Consider the following 19,000-nt stretch of genomic DNA (forward strand, 5'->3'; position numbering starts at 1 on the left):
TCAACCCATGATCGAGATCAACCGCCAACGATTGCTGGACCGTTTTCTTCGGTATGTTCGGGTCAGCACCGCTGCCGATCCCACCAGCGACAGTTATCCCAGTAGCGAGTGCCAGCGTGAACTCGGACGGATTCTCGCCGCAGAACTCCAGGCGATGGCCGCCAGCGACGTTTACCAGGACGCTCATGCGTTGGTGTATGCGGGTGTCCCCTCCAGCGTCGGCGACGCCGATCTGCCTGCTGTCGCATTGGTTGCCCATGTGGATACGTCGCCCGATGCGCCCAGCGACAATGTTCAACCCAACGTGATCGATGACTACCGCGGCGGCGACATCACGCTTGCCAGTGGCGAAGTCATTCGTGTGGATGCCTGTCCGGCGCTCCGTGATTTGATCGGAACCACGCTCATCACCACCGATGGAACCACGTTGCTCGGTGGCGACGACAAGGCCGGCGTCGCGATCATCATGGAATTGATCGAAACGCTGATCGAGAACCCGCATTTAAAGCACGGCCCGGTCAAAGTCGTGATGACTTGCGATGAAGAAATCGGGCGTGGGACCGATAAGATTGATTTGGACAAACTAGCCGCCGATGTCGCCTACACCATCGACGGTGGCGGTGCGGGTGTGATCGACGTCGAAACGTTTTCCGCCGATGCCGCGACCGTGCGATTGATCGGCGACAACATTCATCCGGCGATCGCCAAAGGACGGATGGTCAACGCCGTGCGCGCGGCTGCGGATTTTATCGCCGCACTGCCGCGCGACAGCGACACGCCAGAAACCACGTCCGGACGGCAAGGGTTCATCCATGCCAATCAAGTCACCGGCACGGTTGGTCAAGCGACGATCGAACTGATCTTGCGCTCGTTCGATGCGGTCGACCTAGACGGGTACGCCGACCTTCTGCGGCGAACCGCCCAGCAAGTTCAATCGCAGTACCCGGGACTGCAAACCGAAGTTGTCATCCGACGCCAGTATCGCAATCTCCGCGAAGGACTGGAGAAGTTACCCGAGTCGATTCATTTGGCCGAGCAAGCGTTTGGCAATTTGGGGCGCCCCTACGTCAAGGAGATCATTCGCGGCGGAACCGACGGCAGTGTGTTGACGGAAAAAGGGTTGCCGACACCGAACCTGTCCAGTGGCCAACACAATATCCATAGTGTTCGTGAGTTCGCTTGCTTGGATGAAATGGTTGCGGCCACCGAGCACTTGATCGAACTGTTGTCATTGTGGTCCAACCAGCGAGCGTGATGATGACGATCGCCCGAACTCGGCCTCCGGCAAAACTCAATCTGTTCCTGGAAATACCTGCCCGCCGCCACGACGGCTACCATGAAATTGACACCGTGATGACGGCCATCGACTGGCGCGACGAGTTGGAAATTCGCTCGATCGCTCAGCCACGGATCGAATTGACAACCCAATGGATTCCCTCGGCCGCAGCCGTCGGACGACAATTGGGTGTCGACGTCGGGCAGGATGGAATTCCCGCGCTGTTGCGGATTCCGACGGATGAATCCAATTTGGTCAGTCGCGCCCTGGCCGGGTTTCGAGACCGCTTTGGGATCGCCACTGGTTTTCGGGTGCGATTGGGCAAACGTATTCCCGCGGGTGCCGGAATGGGGGGCGCCAGCAGCGACGCGGCACACGCGATTAGCTGCGCTGCCCAGATTCACCAAATCCCCCAAGGGTCCGCTGAGCTACATCAGCTAGCGGCCTCGATCGGCAGTGACGTGCCCTTCTTTTTGCCGCCTCTGGACGCAGTCGACCAGGGTTACTCGGCGGCGTTGGCACGCGGTCGTGGCGAAAAGCTGTCACCGATTGCGACGCGCACATCGATACACTTCGTGGTTGCCTTTCCCAATTTCAGCCTGTCCACCGCAAGTGTCTATGGCGCGCTTCGGGTGCCCAAAGTGGCTATTGATTCGGCTGCCTTTCTGGCTGCCTTTGGGGCTGGCGACAAGTTGGAAATGGGCCAAACGATGTTCAACCGGCTGGCCGAACCGGCTTTGGAAATTATGCCACGGCTAGGCGAATTGATAGAATCACTGTGGCAATCCGGACTGCGACCGTGTCAACTAACTGGTAGCGGATCGGCTTGTTTTGGCATCGCCGAAGATGCCGAACATGCAACGGATGTTGTGAAACGCTTAAAGATCGAATTGCAACCAGGTGTTTTGCTACAAGCGGCTCAGACGGTTTCTGCGGCTGCGTCGATTGAGATCGAGCCGAGTTGAAACGCAGTCACCAGTGAGGGAGTTCAGATCGTGGAAATCACGGAGATTCGAATCAAGTTAATGGAGTCGTCGGAGGATCGGTTGCGAGCCTTTTGCTCGATCACAATCGATGGTTGTTTTGTGATTCGCGATTTGAAAATCATCGACGGCACCAACGGTCCGTTTGTAGCCATGCCCAGCCGCAAACTAACTGGCCACTGCAACCGTTGTCATCACAAAAATCATTTGCGCGCCGGTTTTTGCAATCATTGCGGGAACAAGCTGTCATTTGATAGCGACGGATCGCTCGATTCCCCTCAGAAGCTTTATGCCGATGTGGCTCATCCGATCAACAGCGAATGCCGAGAGATGATTCAGGATGCGGTGATCGAAGAATTCGAAGCGGAATTAAGCCGTTGCCAGCAACCGGGATACCGTTCCCGTTATGACGACGATTTTTCAGACGCGGGTGAAAACATCGATGCCGCCCTGATCGATCGTCCGCACCCCTCGCCGGCGCCGCCAAAACGCCGACCGACCGGGGTGACACAGCCAGAACCGGCCGGAAACAGTGACGACGAATTTGGTTCCGGCATCTTTTAGCGGCCGTTGCGATTCACCAGAACGGACTGGTCGCAGGGTTTGGGGTTCGCTAAAAGACTAATTCCCGAGGGGAAAATGGACAGCCAGAGCAACTGTGACGCCGGTTCATCGACCCATTTGACAGCACGACCCACTGCGGTGACCAAGGACGGCCCCGTGAATACACCTTTTACTCGCGTACTGAAATTGGCGTGCCGTCGCTGGTGGGCGCTGACCGGTATCCTGGTCACGTCGCTAGGGATCGCATTGCTATGGAGCGCCAATATCAGTGCACTGTTTCCATTGGTCGAAGTCGTCTTTGCCGGCGATTCGCTGCCGGAATACGTTGATCAGCAGATTGTGGAATCCAATGCTGCGGTCGTAGAGTTGCAGTCGCAAATTGACGCCGCCGGCGCTGATCCCGATGCCAATCCATTGGCGATCTCGGCACTCGGAGACCAACTGAGTTTTCATGCCAAGAAAGCGGCCTCGTACCAGCGCGCCCAGCCTTGGGTGGATGCCTATTGCCCGACGACTCCGTTTGGCACGCTGCTGCTGATTTTAGGCTTTTTGGTGGGGGGCACCGCGATCAAACTCTTGGCGCTGACGGCCAACATGATGTGGGTGCAATACATCGCCGGGCGGACCGCGATCGATTTGCAACAAATCTTTTTTCGCAAAGCCCTGCGTTTGGACATGGACGCCTTTGGCGAAAACGGGTCCTCCGATCTGACCGCCCGCCTGACCAACGATGTGGCACTGGTCACCGCCGGCGTTTCCACGCTGCTGGGACGGATGATTCGAGAACCGTTGAAACTGATCGCCTGCTTGATCGGTGCGGCTTGTGTCTGTCCGCGTCTGCTGTTGCTGGTGATGGTCGTCTCGCCGCTCTTGGCCGTGGTGATGCAGTGGCTCAGCCGTGCAATTCGCCGCGCCAGTCGCCGTGCGATGGAAGAGATGAGCCAACTGTATGGGATGCTGAACGATTCCTTTGCTGGGATTCGAGTGGTCAAAGCGTCCAACACACAAGCGTTCGAACGCGCCCGCCTGCGGCGTGCAACGTACGCCTATTATCGCAAGTCGATGAAGATGGCGTTCTACAACACGCTGGCGCGGGGCACCAGTGAATTGATGGGGATGACCACTGTGGCGCTGGCGATTCTGGCCGGTGGTTACATGGTTCTGAACCAGCAAACGCACCTGTTCGGATTGAAAATGTCCGAGGGCCCCCTCGAGCGCGGCCAGATGATCATGTTCTTTGGATTCCTGATCGGTGCCTCCGATCCGGCCAGAAAGCTGGCGGACGTTTGGAGCGGACTACAGCGCGGCATCGCCGCCTCGATCCGTGTGATGGAAATCGTTGACATGCCGATTCGTGTCGAAGAACCCACCGATCCCCGCTCGCCGGACCGACCCCATTCGACGATCCGATTCAAAGAGGTCGGCTATCAATATCCGTCGGGTCCCCAGGTCTTGCGCGGCATTGAGATGGAAATTGCGCATGGCGAGACCGTTGCCGTGGTCGGCCCCAATGGTTGCGGCAAGAGCACGTTGGTCAGCCTGCTGTGTCGTTTTGACGACCCCCAGCAAGGACAAGTCCTGATCGACGATGTACCGATCAATGAAATGCGGACTCGCGATCTACGCCGACGACTGGCGCTCGTGACACAGCGCACCGTCCTGTTTGACGACACGATTGAAAATAACATTCGCTATGGCAGTCCCGGTGCGGATTCGCATGCGGTGGTCCGAGCCGCGAAGCTGGCCTTTGCCGATGACTTCATTCGTCGCAAGATGCCTAACGGTTACCAGACACTGTTGGGAACCGGTGGCATGCGATTGTCCGGCGGCCAAATGCAGCGGATCGCGTTGGCACGTGCCTTCCTGCGTGATCCCGAAATCTTGATCTTGGACGAAGCGACCAGCCAAATCGATTTGGAAAGCGAGCAACTCATTCATCGCGCTTTGGAAAAGTTTCTGATCGGTCGCACCGGTCTAATGATCACACACCGGCCGAGCACCTTGGCGATGGCCGATCGAATCATCGTGGTTGAATCAGGCCAAGTTGCAGCCAGTGGAGTGCACGAGGACCTGATCAAAGTCAACCGGTTCTATCAAAGTCTGTGTGGGGCCGAAGTGCCCAAGGCGGCCTGAGATCATTGCCGCTCAACCGTGTCGCTCTGCGGTGCGGCCAGGTTCATCAGAAACGTGGTTTGAAGTTTCTGAATTTCGGGCGACGCGAACCCTCGTCCGCCGTGCTTGGCACCCGGGATCAAACGGATTTGACTGCGCACTCCGGCGGACTCCAGTGCCGCATGCAGCGACTGGCTTTGATTCGCAGGAACCACCGGATCACTCTCGCCGTGAATGATCAGAAACGGCGGATCATCTTTGTCGATATAAGTGATCGGATTCACGCGTTTGATGCCCTCGGTGTTGGAGAGAACCTCACCACCACCCAGCAGTTTTGATTCCGGTGATCCGTCTTTGTTATGACCTTGGTAGCCGGGTGTCGACACAAACTGCTTGAAATCTGTTGGGCCGTATAAATCGACCACAGCCTGCACACGGCTCGATTGGTCGGCCCAGCCGCCATTGCCTTCCAATTCCTTGACGCCAGCGGACGTACCGACCAGGGCGGCCAAGTGCCCACCGGCCGAACTGCCACCGACTGCGATCCGGTCGGGATCGATGTTGTACTTGGCCGCGTGAGCCCGCAGGTATCGAATTGCACATTTGCAGTCTTCGATCTGTGCTGGAAAAGCAGCTTCATCGGTCAGGCGATATTCGATCGTGGCCCCGACAAAACCGTTGCGGACCAATGCAGCCACCTTGCGGATCCCGCCTTCCTTGGTCCCACCCTGCCAGCCGCCGCCGTGAATCCAAACGTAGGCAGGGAGCGGCCGGTCGGAAATCGGTTTGGGCTGCACGATGTGCATGGTTAAGTCACGCCCACCACCGTTGCCGAAGACAACGTCGCGAAGCACTGTCAAATCGTCCTGCAGCGTTTGGTTTGGAATGTTCGGGCGGCTGCGTGGTTTGTCGGACTGGGCATCAACCGAGGACGGTAAGATCACTGCGGCGAACAGCGAGACTACAAGATAGCGCATGGTGTTGTTGGTTTGACAGGCGTGTCGAGAGAAAGTTCAGAGAACTCTCAATTAGAACGCAACGGAACGTGTGGTGTGGGGCCCAGATTGGATCCCAGACAGTGTAGCGCGCCGCCTTTGGTGGCCAGCCAAGAGCAATCGATCAACTTGATTTCCCAATCCGGTAGCAATCGTTCGTAGGTCGCTTTCACTTCCTGTTCGGTTGCCGCCGCATTATACGATGGAACCAATAGGACTCCGTTGGCAAAGATGACATTGGTGTAGCTGTTGGCAAACCCGTTTTCGATCGCCCTCATTGGAATGCGTACGATCTTTAACGCTTGGCCATTGACCTGGACGGTTGCCAATTGCTCGGCCAGATGGTCCAGCATTTTGCGATTGTCATCGCCCGGCTGATCGGGTTGGCTCAGCACCAGCGTGCCGGGGTCGGTGAACGTCATGAACAGATCGACATGGCCCGTCAACTCACCGATCAACGGTGGCACGGGCAATAGTTGTGACGCACCGGTGACTCGCTGCAGTTCCTGTTTTATTTCCTCCAGCTCAAAACCATACTGCAAATTGTCCTCAATCACGGTCTTGGAAACGATCGTTAATCCTTGGCCGTTGGACAGCAGCGTGCCGCCTTCGATGTGCAGCGGTGTCGGGATGACTTGGGATTCCCAGCGCGTTGCGATTAGTTTGGGGAGTGCGTCATTAACGGGTCGCTGAAAGTTGTCGAATCGCGATTGGTGGGAATCAAACCAAACCGTGGTCCCCTGCGACGTGGCTGCCACCAACGGACCGGTGTCGCGAAACCATGGCACCTCGAAGGGTTGAACGCCGAACCGGACATTCGTGATTGGGATTTCTGCGTCGGCAAATGCCGTCATTGCGTCGTCCAACGAGTCGTCATTGTCCGCTAGAACTTCAATGCGCCAGCGATCGTGGGTCGCCCGAGCGATTTGCAGTACCGGATCATGAGTCCATTGGTAAGTTCCCCAGGGCAGCACAATGCCCGTTTGGGGTGCGAATTCTGCGACGGCTTGCGTCTTCAGTTCAGGCCGCAGAGCAACGGTCTCGGTCACCAGGTCGACTAGCGGGCTCCACCGCCACGTGGCACAGGTGTGTTTGCGGGTCATTGCCAAGTCATGATCAATCATCGCGATGGCGCTGCGATAGCGAATGCTGCGCGGCGCGATGTCGCTTCCCAAGTTATGGTTGTCGGCCAGTGGCAGAATCTCGGCGAGAAGATCGCGAGCCGACTGGCAGACGGATTCCGATTGATCATATCGTCCCTTCTCAAACAACTGTTGCCCCCATGCCATCTGGGTGTCAACCAGAATTTCTGTGGCCACGGTTAGGCTGGGTTGGTCGGGAAGGGCGCGAAGGATTTTGATGGATTCAACCAGGGCATTTTTGCCCTGGTCGTTCGCCGCGGTGGACAGGGTACCGGCATTGCGTAGTGCAAGTGCCAGTGAGATGGGTTGGCTGGGGAGGGTGCGAAACAGCGAGACACTGGTTTGGATTTCATCGCGCGCTCGCTTGGTTTCACCCAATTGTGCCAGCGAGCAACCGAGTGTGTTTCGGGCAGATCCGACCAATCGCTGGTCACCGCCCTCGGCGGCCAAGGCGATTGCTTTGGTCAAAGCCTGTTTGGCGGCGATCTGATTTCCTTCTAGCGATGCCAATTGCCCCAAGCGATAGTGTGCCAAGGCTCTCTCGGCTACCAAATCCGCGCGTTCACGGGTGCTTTCAATCCACGACATCAACCGTTTTTTCAGGTCCAGCTTGGTCGCCGAAAAATCGTTGCTCGGCGGCAATTGCCGCGCGGCTTTTCCGATGAAGTCTTCTTGCGCCCGATCCAGTTCCCTGATGGCTGAAATCAAAAATTGATCGGCTTCGCCAAGTTTGTTTGCAGACTCGGTTTGATCTTTTTTTGATTGTCCCAACGCAAGTTGGAATTCGTCCAAACGACGCGAGGTGCTACCAAGTTCTTTGGTGGTGTAGCCAGCCACCGCCACCGAGAGCACTGTCACGACGGCCAGAAAAAACAAGAAATAGTTAGAGCGTTGAATCAGCTGCTGCGCCATGCGATCAATCGAAAGCGATGTGAATAGAAGGGCCGTTCGGTGGCCGGCCGGCGCATTTGAGTCAGCTACGGCGATCCCTATTCGACTTAAACCCGCGCCGCGGCAGTTGGTGCTGAGGAAAATCGCGACGGGCAACTTTTTCGACTGAATCGCAGCCAAGGGCGGTCGATTTCCCGGTAAGCCGATACCGGTGCATTTCGACGCAACGTTGAGACGACTGTGGCAAGCCACCGTAGACGCTGAAACGTCCTATGCGGGGTGGGGGGCAGCACTCCCGGCCAGGTACTTCACCAAAGTCACGCTGGCGTTATTGTGGTCAATCCGGACTTCGTCCATCACGCTGGTCAGCAGCAACATTCCGCGGCCGCGTTCGTCGGCAAAGCTTTGTGGGGTGCCGGGCAGAGGTGCTTTGCGGATGGAATCTCCGGCACCATCATGACTGACCCGGAACTTGGCCCGTCGATCGTTGACGTCAAATCGCAGCGTGACGATCCGATCGGTCAATTGACGTGCCGATTCGTCCCGGTGTTTGGCACTGACCAATGTCAGGGCGTCGGCCGTCGACATTGGCGCGGTATGGACCGGTTCTTCCAAATTACAATGCACGATCGAATGGAACAGCAAGTACCGCAGGGCTTCGGCCATCCGAATGCGGTCGCCGGTATGAAGCACGTTCATCGTTGCCATCAACCGCACCATCAAACAGGCCAACGGGTCAATCCGCTCGATATCACAGTCGATGATGAATTCGTATTTCGAACGAGTCAGCGCGCCTTTCAAATCCAATGACTCGGCATTGGCGTCGACAAATCGAATCACGCGGCGGACGGTTTCCGCCAACAAGATGCCGGCGTGTTCTTTGGAAATGTAGTTGGCCGCGCCGGTACCCAGTGCTTCGGCCGCCAAGTCTTCGCTGCCAAACGCGGTGACCAGGATCGCCGGAATCAGTGGACAGGTCGAGCGCATTTTGCGGATCAATTGCACGCCGTTCATCTCCGGCATTTGCATGTCCGTGACAACTAAATCCACCGTGTTGTCCTGTAGCACCTGCAGCGCTTCGATTCCATTGGCTGCGTTGAGGACGGTGTTGCCCTGGTCCTGCAAGATTCGGGAGATCAAGAAGGACTGGGTCGCACTGTCGTCAACAACAAGAATATTAGGCACAACGAACCGGGGGACAAAGGTGCGAGAAGGAACCCTGTGATTATGGTGGCTGGGTAACCACCAGTCCATCAGCAAATCTCGCTGGGATGGCAGACATTTGTTTTCGCGGTAGTCTCTCGATTGACCAAACGAGCGATCCGACGCCCTAAAAACTTGACATTCGCCATGGCAAGTCCTATACAAAGTGTCCCCACACGTCTGGGCCGGTTGATAGGCGCGTGGTGAGTCAGTGATCCGGTGTCTCCGTTCTTTTCCTTCTCCACCGTCTCGGGCAATCGAAAAATGCGTCTTCCCCAAACAAATTTAGTTCTCGGCCGACGCGGCGGCGGGATCGGCCGAATTGTTGGTTGGTTCATCCGGATCGTGATTTACGACATTTGCATCACCGGGATTTCGGATTTGTTGGGCGTCTCGCGGATGGTCGCCCTGTTCATCTTTCTGGGCATCCTGGGTGTCATCGCGTTTGTCGGTTATCTTCTACGCAACAAGTATGCGACCGGCGTCGAAGAAGATTATTGATCGCCGCCGGCGACCGAGATTTCTGATTTGTCGAAGCCTCTGAAACAAGAGCGTTCAGACCGCTCGACCATCTGTCTATGGAATTTCGCGTCAACCACGCACCCGTTTTTTCGACGCTGGAGTTCACACTCGCGCAGCACGAATTTGTGGTGGCCCAGCCCAACAGCATGTTGACGATGAGCAACGGGATCGGCGTGTCCGCCTATGTCGGTCGCCAACCCACCGCGCCCTGCGACGATGGCGAGCGTTCGATTGCGACCGCTGCTCAATCGTCTGCTGACAATCCGCCGTCAAGTACGCCATCGGACGACGCGTCGCCGGCAATCTCGCCGCGGCCCGGTCGACGAAATTCATGGTTCAGCGGCTTCAAAAACATGCTCGGTGGCGAAAGCTTTTTCACCGCCGAATTTCGCGCCAAATCGAACGATCAAACGGTCGTGCTGGCGCCTGAAAGCTATGGCGATATCGTCACCCTGGATTTGAGTTCCCAGTCCAGCTATTACCTGACCCGCGGTTCGTATTTGGCCAACGTCGGCGCGACCAACATTCGGATCAAGTACGGCGGGCTGAAGGGTTTGATGAGCAAGAAAGGTTTGTTCTTGTTGCATGCGACCGGCCAAGGCCACGTGTTCTGTCAAAGCTACGGTGCCATCGTGCATCGTTACCTTGAGGCCGATGAAACGCTGTTTGTCGACAATCGGTTCATGATCGCGTTTTCCGACACGGTGACCTATCAGTTGGTCAAAGCGACCGAGTCGATCAAAGATTCGTTGATGTCGGGCGAAGGCCTGGTCAATCGTTACACCGGTCCCGGTGATCTCTTTTTTCAAACCCGCGGCAAACCGACCGGCGGATTTTTGACGACTCTGATCGATGTGGCATTTTAATGAACCCGCACCAGGTACCTGATCGCGAAGAATTGCTGGATCAATTGCGTCGTGCGAATCGCTACACCTGGTTGTGGATCGCGACCCGACTGGTGGCCATCGCAGCGCTGGTCTATTTGATCCGCTGGGACAACGTGGTGCTGGCGCCGATCGTGTCTGTGACAGCTTGCATGGTCATTTTGGGCCCGTTCTTGATGAGCGTGCTGAGGGTGTGGGGACAAAAGAAAAAACGGATCGAGGACATCAAGGAATCGACTCGTTTCGGCGACTTGGACAAACACAAGTTGCAATCGCTGTACAGCGAAACCCTGCGGCGATTAAAACTTCCCGACGAACGATTGCCGGTCTATGTGACCAGCGACAAATCACTGAACGCCGGTGCTCTGCGACTCGGTAGTCTGTTCGGTCGGCTAAACGGCATCTATCTCAATCGCCAGGTGCTGCACAAGCTGCGTGGTGAAGAAGTTCAGTCCATCATGGGACACGAACTGGGACACTACTACCGATTCAATCTGGCCGGAGATCGATTTCGAATCCTGACATTGGTGCTGGGTGCATTGGTCGGCATCTTTGCCGTCCAGGCAACCAATCTGAACGGCTTTCTGGGCTTTGTCGTCCTGTCAGTGGTTAGCTATGGATTCTGGACGATCAGCAATCTGCCGATGATGCGCTACGGTCGTACGATCGAATACTTGTGTGACGATTTGGGGGCCCAGGTCCAAGGCGTTGAAGCAGCGATTTCAGGTTTATTGAAAGTCGGCTTGGACGCCGAGACTCGGACGTTGATCCATTTGGAATTGCTGGCCCAGCATTCCGGCAACGCGCTGTTGTCGCCCCAAGATGTCAGCGACGCGATCGATCGAGGAACGCCCTATGGGCATGCCGCTGAACCGGAGTTGTATGAATCGATCGGCCGTGAGATTGAACAGAAACGTCGCGCCAACCAACAGACTTCGTTGACCGGGTTCCTAAAGTACATCTGGGAAAGCGACGACGAAGATGAGGACGATCTGAAGGAACGGTTGGAAATGCAAGCCAAAGCGATCAACCAGATCCAACGTCTGGAATGGGAATCGGTCTTAGATGATCCCGACGACATTCGGTTGACCGAGCGGCAGGCCGAAAACCTGGTCCAATTGATCTTGAGCTCTCCCGGTAAATATCTGTTCCGCGTGCCCGAGATGATTGGTCAGAGCGATGGCATTCATCCCCCGATTGAGCAGCGGATTCTGTATCTGTGGAAGAACCGCAATCTGGACACCGAATTGGTGGTTTGAACGATTTGCGTCATGCATTTCGTGGCGACAAAGTCGGGCGATGTCAGTTAAACTTGCTCGTCGCATGGGGCATGCCGATTTATCCTTCGTTTTCATTGGAACCCAAGTTTTGCGATCTGCCCCCCGCGCTTTTGTTTTGTTGCTAGCCGTTGCTTTGGCATGTTTGCATGGGCCCGCGAATTTGGCCCCGGCCGAACAGGTCGCAGGTGCCCCGGTTGAGAGTCTGGCACAGCGCCGTGCCGAACTGCAGCAACAGTATCAATCTCAGATCGCGCCGCTGGTGACCTCGCACTGTGCGGTTTGCCACGATGCGACGGCGATGGAAGCCGGGTTGGATTTGACCGTGTTTCCCAACCTGGATTCGGTCGCCCAGTCGCATGTCATTTGGCAAACGATGCTCGACCGGATCAAAGCCGGCGAAATGCCGCCGGAGGATGCCGAGGAGTTGGATGCAAACCAACGCGACCAGTTGGTCGAATGGATTGGTGATTTCTTGGCGCTGGAGGGTCAGCAGAATTCCGGTGATCCCGGGCCAGTGCTCGCAAGGCGACTGAGCAATGCCGAATACGACAACACGATTCGTGATCTGACCGGTGCTGACATCCGCCCGACACAGACCTTTCCGATCGATCCGGCAAACGAAGCCGGTTTCGATAACTCGGGCGAATCGTTGACGATGTCACCGGCGCTGATGAACAAGTATCTGGAAGCGGCGCGTGCGGTGGTCGATCATCTGGTGCTGACGCCCGACGGAATTCGATTCGCCAGCCATCCGGTGATGACCGACACCGACCGTGATAAGTATTGTGTCAATCGCATCGTCGAATTCTATCGCCGCCAGCCGACCGACTACGCCGACTATTTGATGGCGGCTTGGACGTTGCACTCTCAACGCTCCGCCAGCGAGTCGCCGCCAGTCGTTTTGGACGAACAAATCAAAGCGGTCGCGGACCAATACGCAATCAGCGGGCGCTACTTGGCAACGGTTTGGGATGCACTGCACCGTCCGACCGGATCTGGTCCACTGGGCGAGTTGCAAGCACGTTGGCAACCGTTGGCCGCCGAAAACAATGACCAGGCGGCGAGGACGTCGTCACAGCAGATCGCTGACTGGATCGTAACAGAGCGAAAACGTTTTGAACCAGAATTTAAAAATCTGAATATCGATGGAGTTCACAAAGGCACACAAGCCTTTGTGCTGTGGAAGAACGATCAATACGCCAATCATCGTCAGCGACCGGCAAGGGAGACGCTGCAACGCGAACGCAGTGAAGATGCCAATGCCACTGACGATACAAACTGGGAACGCTATCGGTTGGATTGCGAACAGTTTTGTGCGGTGTTTCCGGATGCGTTTTACATTGCCGAGCGCGGTCGTGATTATCTAGGCAAGTCGCGCGACCAACAGGAAAAAGGTCGGCTGTTAAGCGCGGGTTTCCACAGCATGATGGGCTACTACCGTGACGACCAACCACTGCAGGAACTGATCCTGGATGAAGCCGGTCGCAGCGAACTGGATGCACTGTGGCAAGAATTGGATTTCATCGCATCGGCGCCGCAGCGTCAGTATCAAGGTTTCCTGTGGTTTGATCGGACCGATTCACGTTTCATGCGCGAGCCTCAGTTCGATTTTGCCCGCCCCGAAGACGAAGCGTCACTGACCGAGCCGATGATCCAACGGTTGGCCGAAGTCTATTTGGCGAAAGCTGAACGCAGTGGCGGCACCGGCGTGGCGATGCAGGCGATCGCGGACTATTTCAGCAACATCAATCAACAGATTCGCTGGGTGGAACGAACACGCGAAAGCAGTCAACCGGTACAGGTTGATGCGGTGATCGAGTTCGCCCAGCGTGCTTACCGGCGTCCGTTAAATGACAGCGAACGTGCCGAGATTCGCGAATTCTATCAATCGCTACGAGAGGTTGATCAGCTGAGTCACCACGAAGCGATCGAGGATTGTGTGCTGGCGATTTTGATGTCGCCCCATTTCTGTTATCGCGTCGATTTGTTGAGCGATAGCGATCAGACGCGAGCGCTGACGGATGTCGAACTCGCGAGTCGACTGAGTTATTTCCTGTGGTCCAGTATGCCGGATCAGGAATTGATGCGTCTGGCAACGGCGGGGCAACTGTCACAGCCGGACGAACTGAAGCGACAAACCGAACGGATGCTGCGTGATCCGCGCTCGCGTGGGCTGGCGGTCGAATTCGGTGGGAACTGGTTGGATTTCCGTCGCTTTAAACAACACAACAGCGTCGATCGAACCCGTTTTCCCAGCTTTGACGATTCCCTGCGATCGGCCATGTTCGAAGAACCGGTTCGCTTCCTTGTCGATTTGATTCAACAGGATCGTTCGGTGTTGGACTGTTTGTACGCCAAGCGGACGTTTGTCAACGCGCCGCTGGCACGCCACTATGGGATGCCGGATTCGCCGCCGGGCGAATCCGAGTGGTGGCCGGTCACTGACGCTGACGAATTCGGCCGCGGCGGTCTGCTGTCGATGGCGGTGTTCCAAACCCAGAACGCCCCGGGTTTACGAACCAGTCCCGTCAAACGCGGATACTGGGTCGTGCGCCGATTGTTGGGCGAACGGATTCCACCCCCGCCGCCCGATGTTCCGGAACTGCCCAGCGACGAATCCCAGTTAGGCGATTTAACGCTGCGGGAAACGTTGGCTCGGCACCGCGACCACGCGAGTTGTGCCGGATGCCATGATCGGTTTGATGCGATCGGATTGGCATTCGAAGGCTTTGGTCCGGTCGGCGAACTGCGCGAGCTGGATTTGGGTGGCCGTCCGGTCGACACCAGTGCGGTGTTCCCCGATGGCCAACAACGAACCGGTGTCAGTGGTCTGAAACAGTACCTGCGAGCAAACCGAGAATCCGACTTCATCGCAAATTTGAGTCGTAAATTACTCAGCTATGCCTTAGGCCGATCATTGCAATTGTCCGATCAAAGCCTGTTGGACGAAATGAAACAGAACGCCCAGCGTGACGACTATCGATTCCGAAGTTTGGTCGACACCGTGGTCAATAGCCCGCAGTTTCTACGTAAACGGGGTCGGCACCCAGCAAATCTTGTCCGAGATTGAGAGCCGACGTTATCATAGGGTCCCGCCACCACCACAGCCCGCCGAGATTAAATCTGTGTCTACCCGCCCACCCAGCCGCCCGAATCGAATCTGCCGACGAACCGTTTTGCGTGGTGTCGGCGCCAGTCTTGGTCTGCCCTGGCTGGAATCCATGCCGGTTTGGGGAACCGAGCCGGTCGTCGACGATTCCCCACAGATCCCGCTCCGCTTCGGTGTCCAGTTCATGGCTTGCGGTGTCAACGCGGACCACTGGTGGGCCAAAGGTGCGGGCGAAGAAATGGAGCTGGGAAAGAGTCTGCAGCCGCTTGCCCCGCTGAAGTCCAAACTGAACTTCATCTCGGGGCTGTTCAACGAATCCGCGGTCGGTGTCGGCATCCACCCCGGCCAAACCGGCAATATTCTTTCCGGGGCAGCGCTGCAAAAAGGTGCCGAACTGCGCGGTGGGATCAGCATCGACCAAGTGTTGGCAAACAGTATCGGTCAAGCGACGGTGCAACCGAGTCTGGTGCTCGGCTGCGAACAGCCGACGACCGGTTACCATGAAACCAATTTCTCGATGGCTTACAGTTCGCATATCTCTTGGCAAAATGCGACTTCGCCGGTACCGATGGAAGTCTATCCGGCGCTGGCGTTCGACAGCCTGTTGGACAACCGCGGCAGTCGTCGCAACCAAAGCGTGTTGGACCGAGTCAAAGAACACGCCGAAAGTCTTAGCCGACGGGTCAGCGCAGGCGACAAAGTGAAAATCGAAGAGTACCTGTCCAGTGTGCGCGAGGTCGAGAAACGGATCGAACGGGTTCGCGCAAGACAGGACAAGGCGGCCGACCGCGCCAAAGCAGGCAACGTTTCAAAACGGATGAGCCGTCCCGACAGCGGGTTGCCGGAGGACATTCGCGAGCACATGAAATTGATGTGCGACATCATCGCGCTCGCCTTTCAAACCGACAAGACTCGCGTTGCGACGCTGTTGATGTGCCGCGATATCTCGGGGCTGTTCTATCCATTCTTGGACGTGCGGAGCGCCCACCATTCGGCATCCCACAAAGATTTGACAGATGACTTTGAACGGGTGACACGCTACTACGTCAGCCAGTATGCCTACCTGGCGTCACGGCTGGACCAAATGAAAGAGGGCGAACAGTCCGTGTTGGATCATTCCTGTTTGTTGTTCATCAACAACATGTGGTCCGGCAGCAAACACGATTCGACAAAGATCCCGTTGCTGCAGCTAGGCGGTTTAGGCGACACCGTGCAAACCGGACGCGTCATGGACTACACCGACCGTCCGGACGACCAGCGCAAATTGTGCAGCTATTACCTGACATTGGCCCAACGAATGGGACTGTCACTCGATGCCTTCGGTGACGCCACGCGTCCCTTGGCCGGGGTTTAAGCAGATTTCGAATTGCGTTTGGTGCAAAGTATTGATTGCACTAGCTCGACGCGTCACGGCTTGTCGATTGAATCAGCCGGCACGCGCTAGCGTCCGGTTCCAAATTCCTCGCCGGCGCGTTTTGAAGCCAGCGCTTTTACGGTAACCCGACGCGTCAGCGAGGGATTTAGGGTGTTAACGGGATCCCTCGCTCACGCTTCGGGTTACCAAAACCAATGCCCCACGTAAACGCGCACTTCCAAAACCCACCCATCGGGTTTGTGATGACAACCCAACTTCAAAGGCTTACACCGTGGTGAAAAACTTGTTTCGAATCTGTTTCTGCGGCTTGATCGTGGCCTGCTGTGTTGGCAAATCCAATGGCATTTTGCGGGCGGATGATCTGCAGCCCAAGGTGCTTTGCTACAACATTCACCACGCTGAAGGAATCGATGGCGTCGTTTCACTCGATCGGATCGCCGACGTCATTCGACGCTCCGGTGCGGATGTGGTTGCCTTGCAAGAGGTCGACCGGAACGTGCCTCGCTCCGGCGGCGTCGACCAAGCCCAACAGCTGGCCCAACGCTTGGGAATGCATTACGTCTTTGGTGGCAATCTGCCGTTGCAAGGCGGTGAATATGGAAATGCGATTCTATCGAAGTACGAAATCCTAAGCTCCGTCAACCATCCACTTCCAAACCTGGGCGGCGGCGAACAGCGCGGCATACTGCAGGCGCGACTGGCCGGACCGGATAAGTCATTCACTCTACTGGCGACTCACTGGGATCATCGTGCAAATCCTGAACAACGAATCGCATCCGCCGAATTTGTCATCGAGTTGTCGAAAAAGATCGATGCAAATCACCCCTTGTTGTTGGCGGGCGATCTGAATGCGACGTCCACCACCGCTGAAATTCGCCGACTCCAGTCCTCCTGGTCACGTGGTGACGCAGCATCACATCCGACCATTCCCGTCGCTGTTCCCGAACGTCAAATTGACTATGTGATGACATCAATCAATCATGCTCCGGTCATCATCGAATCGACGGTTGTGATGGACGAGAAAGTTGCATCGGACCACCGCCCGATCTATGTCACGCTTTCATTCTCGGATTCCTCGGATCGCGCGAAACTTGTCTCGCGAATTTTGTTCGGATCGTGCATCGAGCAAGATCAACCGGCACCGATCCTTGCCACCATGGCGAGGGAACAGGCGGATCTGTTGCTGTTCTTAGGTGACAACATTTACGCCAACACCGAAGATGCGGATGAAATGCATCGCAAGTACCAGGAACTCGCTGCGATGCCTGAGTTCCAGCAGTTGATCAAACCGATCGACGTGATGGCGGTGTGGGATGACCACGACTATGGTGTCAACGACGGTGGTGCCGATTTCAAATTCAAAGTCGGCGCACAGCAACAGTTTGTCGATTTTTGGAGCCAAGCCAAACAGTTGCGATTCAAGCCCGGTCCGGGTGTCTACAGCAGCCGTGTGTTCGGGCCGGTCGGACGACGGGTCCAAGTCATCCTGTTGGACACGCGTTACTTTCGATCGCCGCTCAAGAAAGGCGAACGGCGTCTTGGTGGGCCATATTTGCCCGACGCGGATGCCACCAAAACGATGCTGGGCGAAGCTCAATGGAATTGGTTTGAAACGCAGCTTCAACAACCGGCTGAAATTCGCTTGATCGGTAGTGGCATTCAATGTCTGCCCAGTGCGGCAGGCCAAGAAACCTGGGCCAATCTGCCACTGGAACGCCAGCGACTACTGGACCTCGTCCAATCGGCGCGCAGCGGCCCCTCGGCTTCGCTGGTGGCGTTGTTAAGTGGTGACCGGCACTGGTCGGAACTGTCGATGGTTGCCACGGATCAGATGCCGCCGCTGTATGAACTCACCTCCAGCAGCTTGAATCAAAACCACCCTCGCGGCACACCGACTGAAAATACCCATCGAGCCAACCCCCGGACCTATCACAAGCCCAACTACGGCTTGGCAACCATCGACTGGACCGGCAAGAAACCTAGTCTGACCTTGGAAATCCGTGACCAAGAGGGACAAACTCAATTGTCGCAACCAGTCGAGTTCACGACCGAATGAACCAAGTCGCGCTTACCAAAAAGATAATGCCAGACGCGGAAGTGCAACGTTAGCGGCGCTGGTGTGGAGGATTTATCCGACCCGGGTGAGGGTTTCCTGCGAAGAACAAAACGGGTCGGATAAATCCTCCACACCAACTTGCGCCCGGATAACGAGATCAACAGCCCGTAGCGGGTCGGGTTGGGAAAAGCCGGTGGCTTTGGGGGAGCGCCAGGTTGCACCTGGCCTACTGAGATTTGCAGGGGGGCATACTGGTAGCAAGGCGATCTGATGATGGCCACAGTTGGGAACGACAATCACGCGCCCATGGGATCTGTCCCGCAGTCATCACTCAATTGTCGCAACCAGTCGAGTTCGCGACCGAGTGAACCAAGTCGCGCTTACCAAAAGAGAATGCCAGACGCGGAAGTGCAACGTTAACGGCGCTGGTGTGGAGGATTTATCCGACCCGGGTGGGGGTTTCCTGCGAAGAACAAAACGGGTCGGATAAATCCTCCACACCAACTTGCGCCCGGATAACGAGATCAACAGCCCGTAGCGGGTCGGGTTGGGAAAAGCCGGTGGCTTTGGGGGAGCGCCAGGTTGCACCTGGCCTACTGAAATTTGCA

General features: G+C 56.4%; 13 protein-coding genes. 10 read left to right on the top strand and 3 right to left on the bottom strand.

Annotation, left to right across the window (positions count from 1 at the left end):
• Nucleotides 1-7: 7 nt before the first annotated feature.
• The 4 genes from pepT (at nt 8) to NHH03_RS08545 (ending at nt 4,956) form a co-directional block, all read left to right on the top strand.
• Nucleotides 8-1,255, top strand: a complete 1,248-nt coding sequence (pepT, locus tag NHH03_RS08530; RefSeq protein ID WP_253155348.1) for a peptidase T — start codon at nt 8-10, stop codon at nt 1,253-1,255.
• On the top strand, nt 1,255-2,241 hold the full coding sequence (locus tag NHH03_RS08535) for a 4-(cytidine 5'-diphospho)-2-C-methyl-D-erythritol kinase (RefSeq protein ID WP_253155349.1): 987 nt from the start codon (nt 1,255-1,257) through the stop codon (nt 2,239-2,241). Before pepT ends, NHH03_RS08535 begins: the two co-directional genes overlap by 1 nt.
• Nucleotides 2,242-2,271: 30 nt before the next feature.
• Nucleotides 2,272-2,823 carry a SpoVG family protein gene (locus tag NHH03_RS08540; RefSeq protein ID WP_253155350.1) on the top strand — a complete coding sequence of 184 codons (552 nt, stop codon included), beginning with the start codon at nt 2,272-2,274 and terminating at the stop codon, nt 2,821-2,823.
• A 156-nt stretch (nt 2,824-2,979) separates the two neighbouring features.
• The gene (locus NHH03_RS08545) at nt 2,980-4,956 is read left to right on the top strand and encodes an ABC transporter ATP-binding protein (RefSeq protein WP_253155351.1); all 1,977 of its coding nucleotides are present in this window, start codon (nt 2,980-2,982) and stop codon (nt 4,954-4,956) included.
• Nucleotides 4,957-4,958: 2 nt separating this feature from the next.
• On the opposite strand, the gene NHH03_RS08550 is transcribed toward NHH03_RS08545, so the two are convergent.
• From NHH03_RS08550 to NHH03_RS08560, 3 genes are all read right to left on the bottom strand, one after another.
• Nucleotides 4,959-5,912, bottom strand: a complete 954-nt coding sequence (locus NHH03_RS08550) for an alpha/beta hydrolase (RefSeq protein WP_253155352.1) — start codon at nt 5,910-5,912, stop codon at nt 4,959-4,961.
• 47 nt (nt 5,913-5,959) lie between these two features.
• On the bottom strand, nt 5,960-7,984 hold the full coding sequence (locus tag NHH03_RS08555; protein ID WP_253155353.1) for an agmatine deiminase family protein: 2,025 nt from the start codon (nt 7,982-7,984) through the stop codon (nt 5,960-5,962).
• 249 nt (nt 7,985-8,233) lie between these two features.
• On the bottom strand, nt 8,234-9,148 hold the full coding sequence (locus NHH03_RS08560) for an ATP-binding response regulator (protein WP_253155354.1): 915 nt from the start codon (nt 9,146-9,148) through the stop codon (nt 8,234-8,236).
• A gap of 282 nt (nt 9,149-9,430) precedes the next feature.
• Between NHH03_RS08560 and NHH03_RS08565 the strand changes: the two genes are divergently transcribed.
• The 6 genes from NHH03_RS08565 (at nt 9,431) to NHH03_RS08590 (ending at nt 18,392) form a co-directional block, all read left to right on the top strand.
• Nucleotides 9,431-9,667 (top strand): hypothetical protein, encoded by a 237-nt coding sequence (locus tag NHH03_RS08565; protein WP_253155355.1) that lies wholly within the window; start codon nt 9,431-9,433, stop codon nt 9,665-9,667.
• A gap of 77 nt (nt 9,668-9,744) precedes the next feature.
• Nucleotides 9,745-10,554 (top strand): TIGR00266 family protein, encoded by an 810-nt coding sequence (locus NHH03_RS08570; protein ID WP_253155356.1) that lies wholly within the window; start codon nt 9,745-9,747, stop codon nt 10,552-10,554.
• The gene (locus NHH03_RS08575) at nt 10,554-11,831 is read left to right on the top strand and encodes a M48 family metallopeptidase (RefSeq protein WP_253155357.1); all 1,278 of its coding nucleotides are present in this window, start codon (nt 10,554-10,556) and stop codon (nt 11,829-11,831) included. The genes NHH03_RS08570 and NHH03_RS08575 overlap by 1 nt, the downstream gene beginning before the upstream one ends.
• 40 nt (nt 11,832-11,871) lie before the next feature.
• The gene (locus NHH03_RS08580; RefSeq protein ID WP_253155358.1) at nt 11,872-14,922 is read left to right on the top strand and encodes a DUF1592 domain-containing protein; all 3,051 of its coding nucleotides are present in this window, start codon (nt 11,872-11,874) and stop codon (nt 14,920-14,922) included.
• A 55-nt stretch (nt 14,923-14,977) separates the two neighbouring features.
• A complete protein-coding gene (locus NHH03_RS08585) occupies nt 14,978-16,315 on the top strand; it encodes a DUF1552 domain-containing protein (RefSeq protein WP_253155359.1) in 1,338 nt (445 codons plus the stop codon).
• Between the two features lie 295 nt (nt 16,316-16,610).
• Complete coding sequence (locus tag NHH03_RS08590) at nt 16,611-18,392, top strand: endonuclease/exonuclease/phosphatase family protein (protein ID WP_253155360.1); 1,782 nt, start codon at nt 16,611-16,613, stop codon at nt 18,390-18,392.
• Nucleotides 18,393-19,000 lie beyond the last annotated feature (608 nt).

Source organism: Stieleria tagensis (genome assembly GCF_024129865.1).
In the GTDB taxonomy this organism is placed as follows: Bacteria; Planctomycetota; Planctomycetia; order Pirellulales; family Pirellulaceae; genus Stieleria; species Stieleria tagensis.

What these genes read in the sequence shown, in the direction of transcription:
- NHH03_RS08570 (WP_253155356.1), top strand. Translation starts at nt 9,745, where the DNA reads ATGGAATTTCGCGTCAACCACGCACCCGTTTTTTCGACGCTGGAGTTC.
- pepT (WP_253155348.1), top strand. Translation starts at nt 8, where the DNA reads ATGATCGAGATCAACCGCCAACGATTGCTGGACCGTTTTCTTCGGTAT.
- NHH03_RS08580 (WP_253155358.1), top strand. Translation starts at nt 11,872, where the DNA reads ATGTCAGTTAAACTTGCTCGTCGCATGGGGCATGCCGATTTATCCTTC.
- NHH03_RS08550 (WP_253155352.1), bottom strand. Translation starts at nt 5,912, where the DNA reads ATGCGCTATCTTGTAGTCTCGCTGTTCGCCGCAGTGATCTTACCGTCC.
- NHH03_RS08575 (WP_253155357.1), top strand. Translation starts at nt 10,554, where the DNA reads ATGAACCCGCACCAGGTACCTGATCGCGAAGAATTGCTGGATCAATTG.
- NHH03_RS08535 (WP_253155349.1), top strand. Translation starts at nt 1,255, where the DNA reads ATGATGACGATCGCCCGAACTCGGCCTCCGGCAAAACTCAATCTGTTC.
- NHH03_RS08555 (WP_253155353.1), bottom strand. Translation starts at nt 7,984, where the DNA reads ATGGCGCAGCAGCTGATTCAACGCTCTAACTATTTCTTGTTTTTTCTG.
- NHH03_RS08565 (WP_253155355.1), top strand. Translation starts at nt 9,431, where the DNA reads ATGCGTCTTCCCCAAACAAATTTAGTTCTCGGCCGACGCGGCGGCGGG.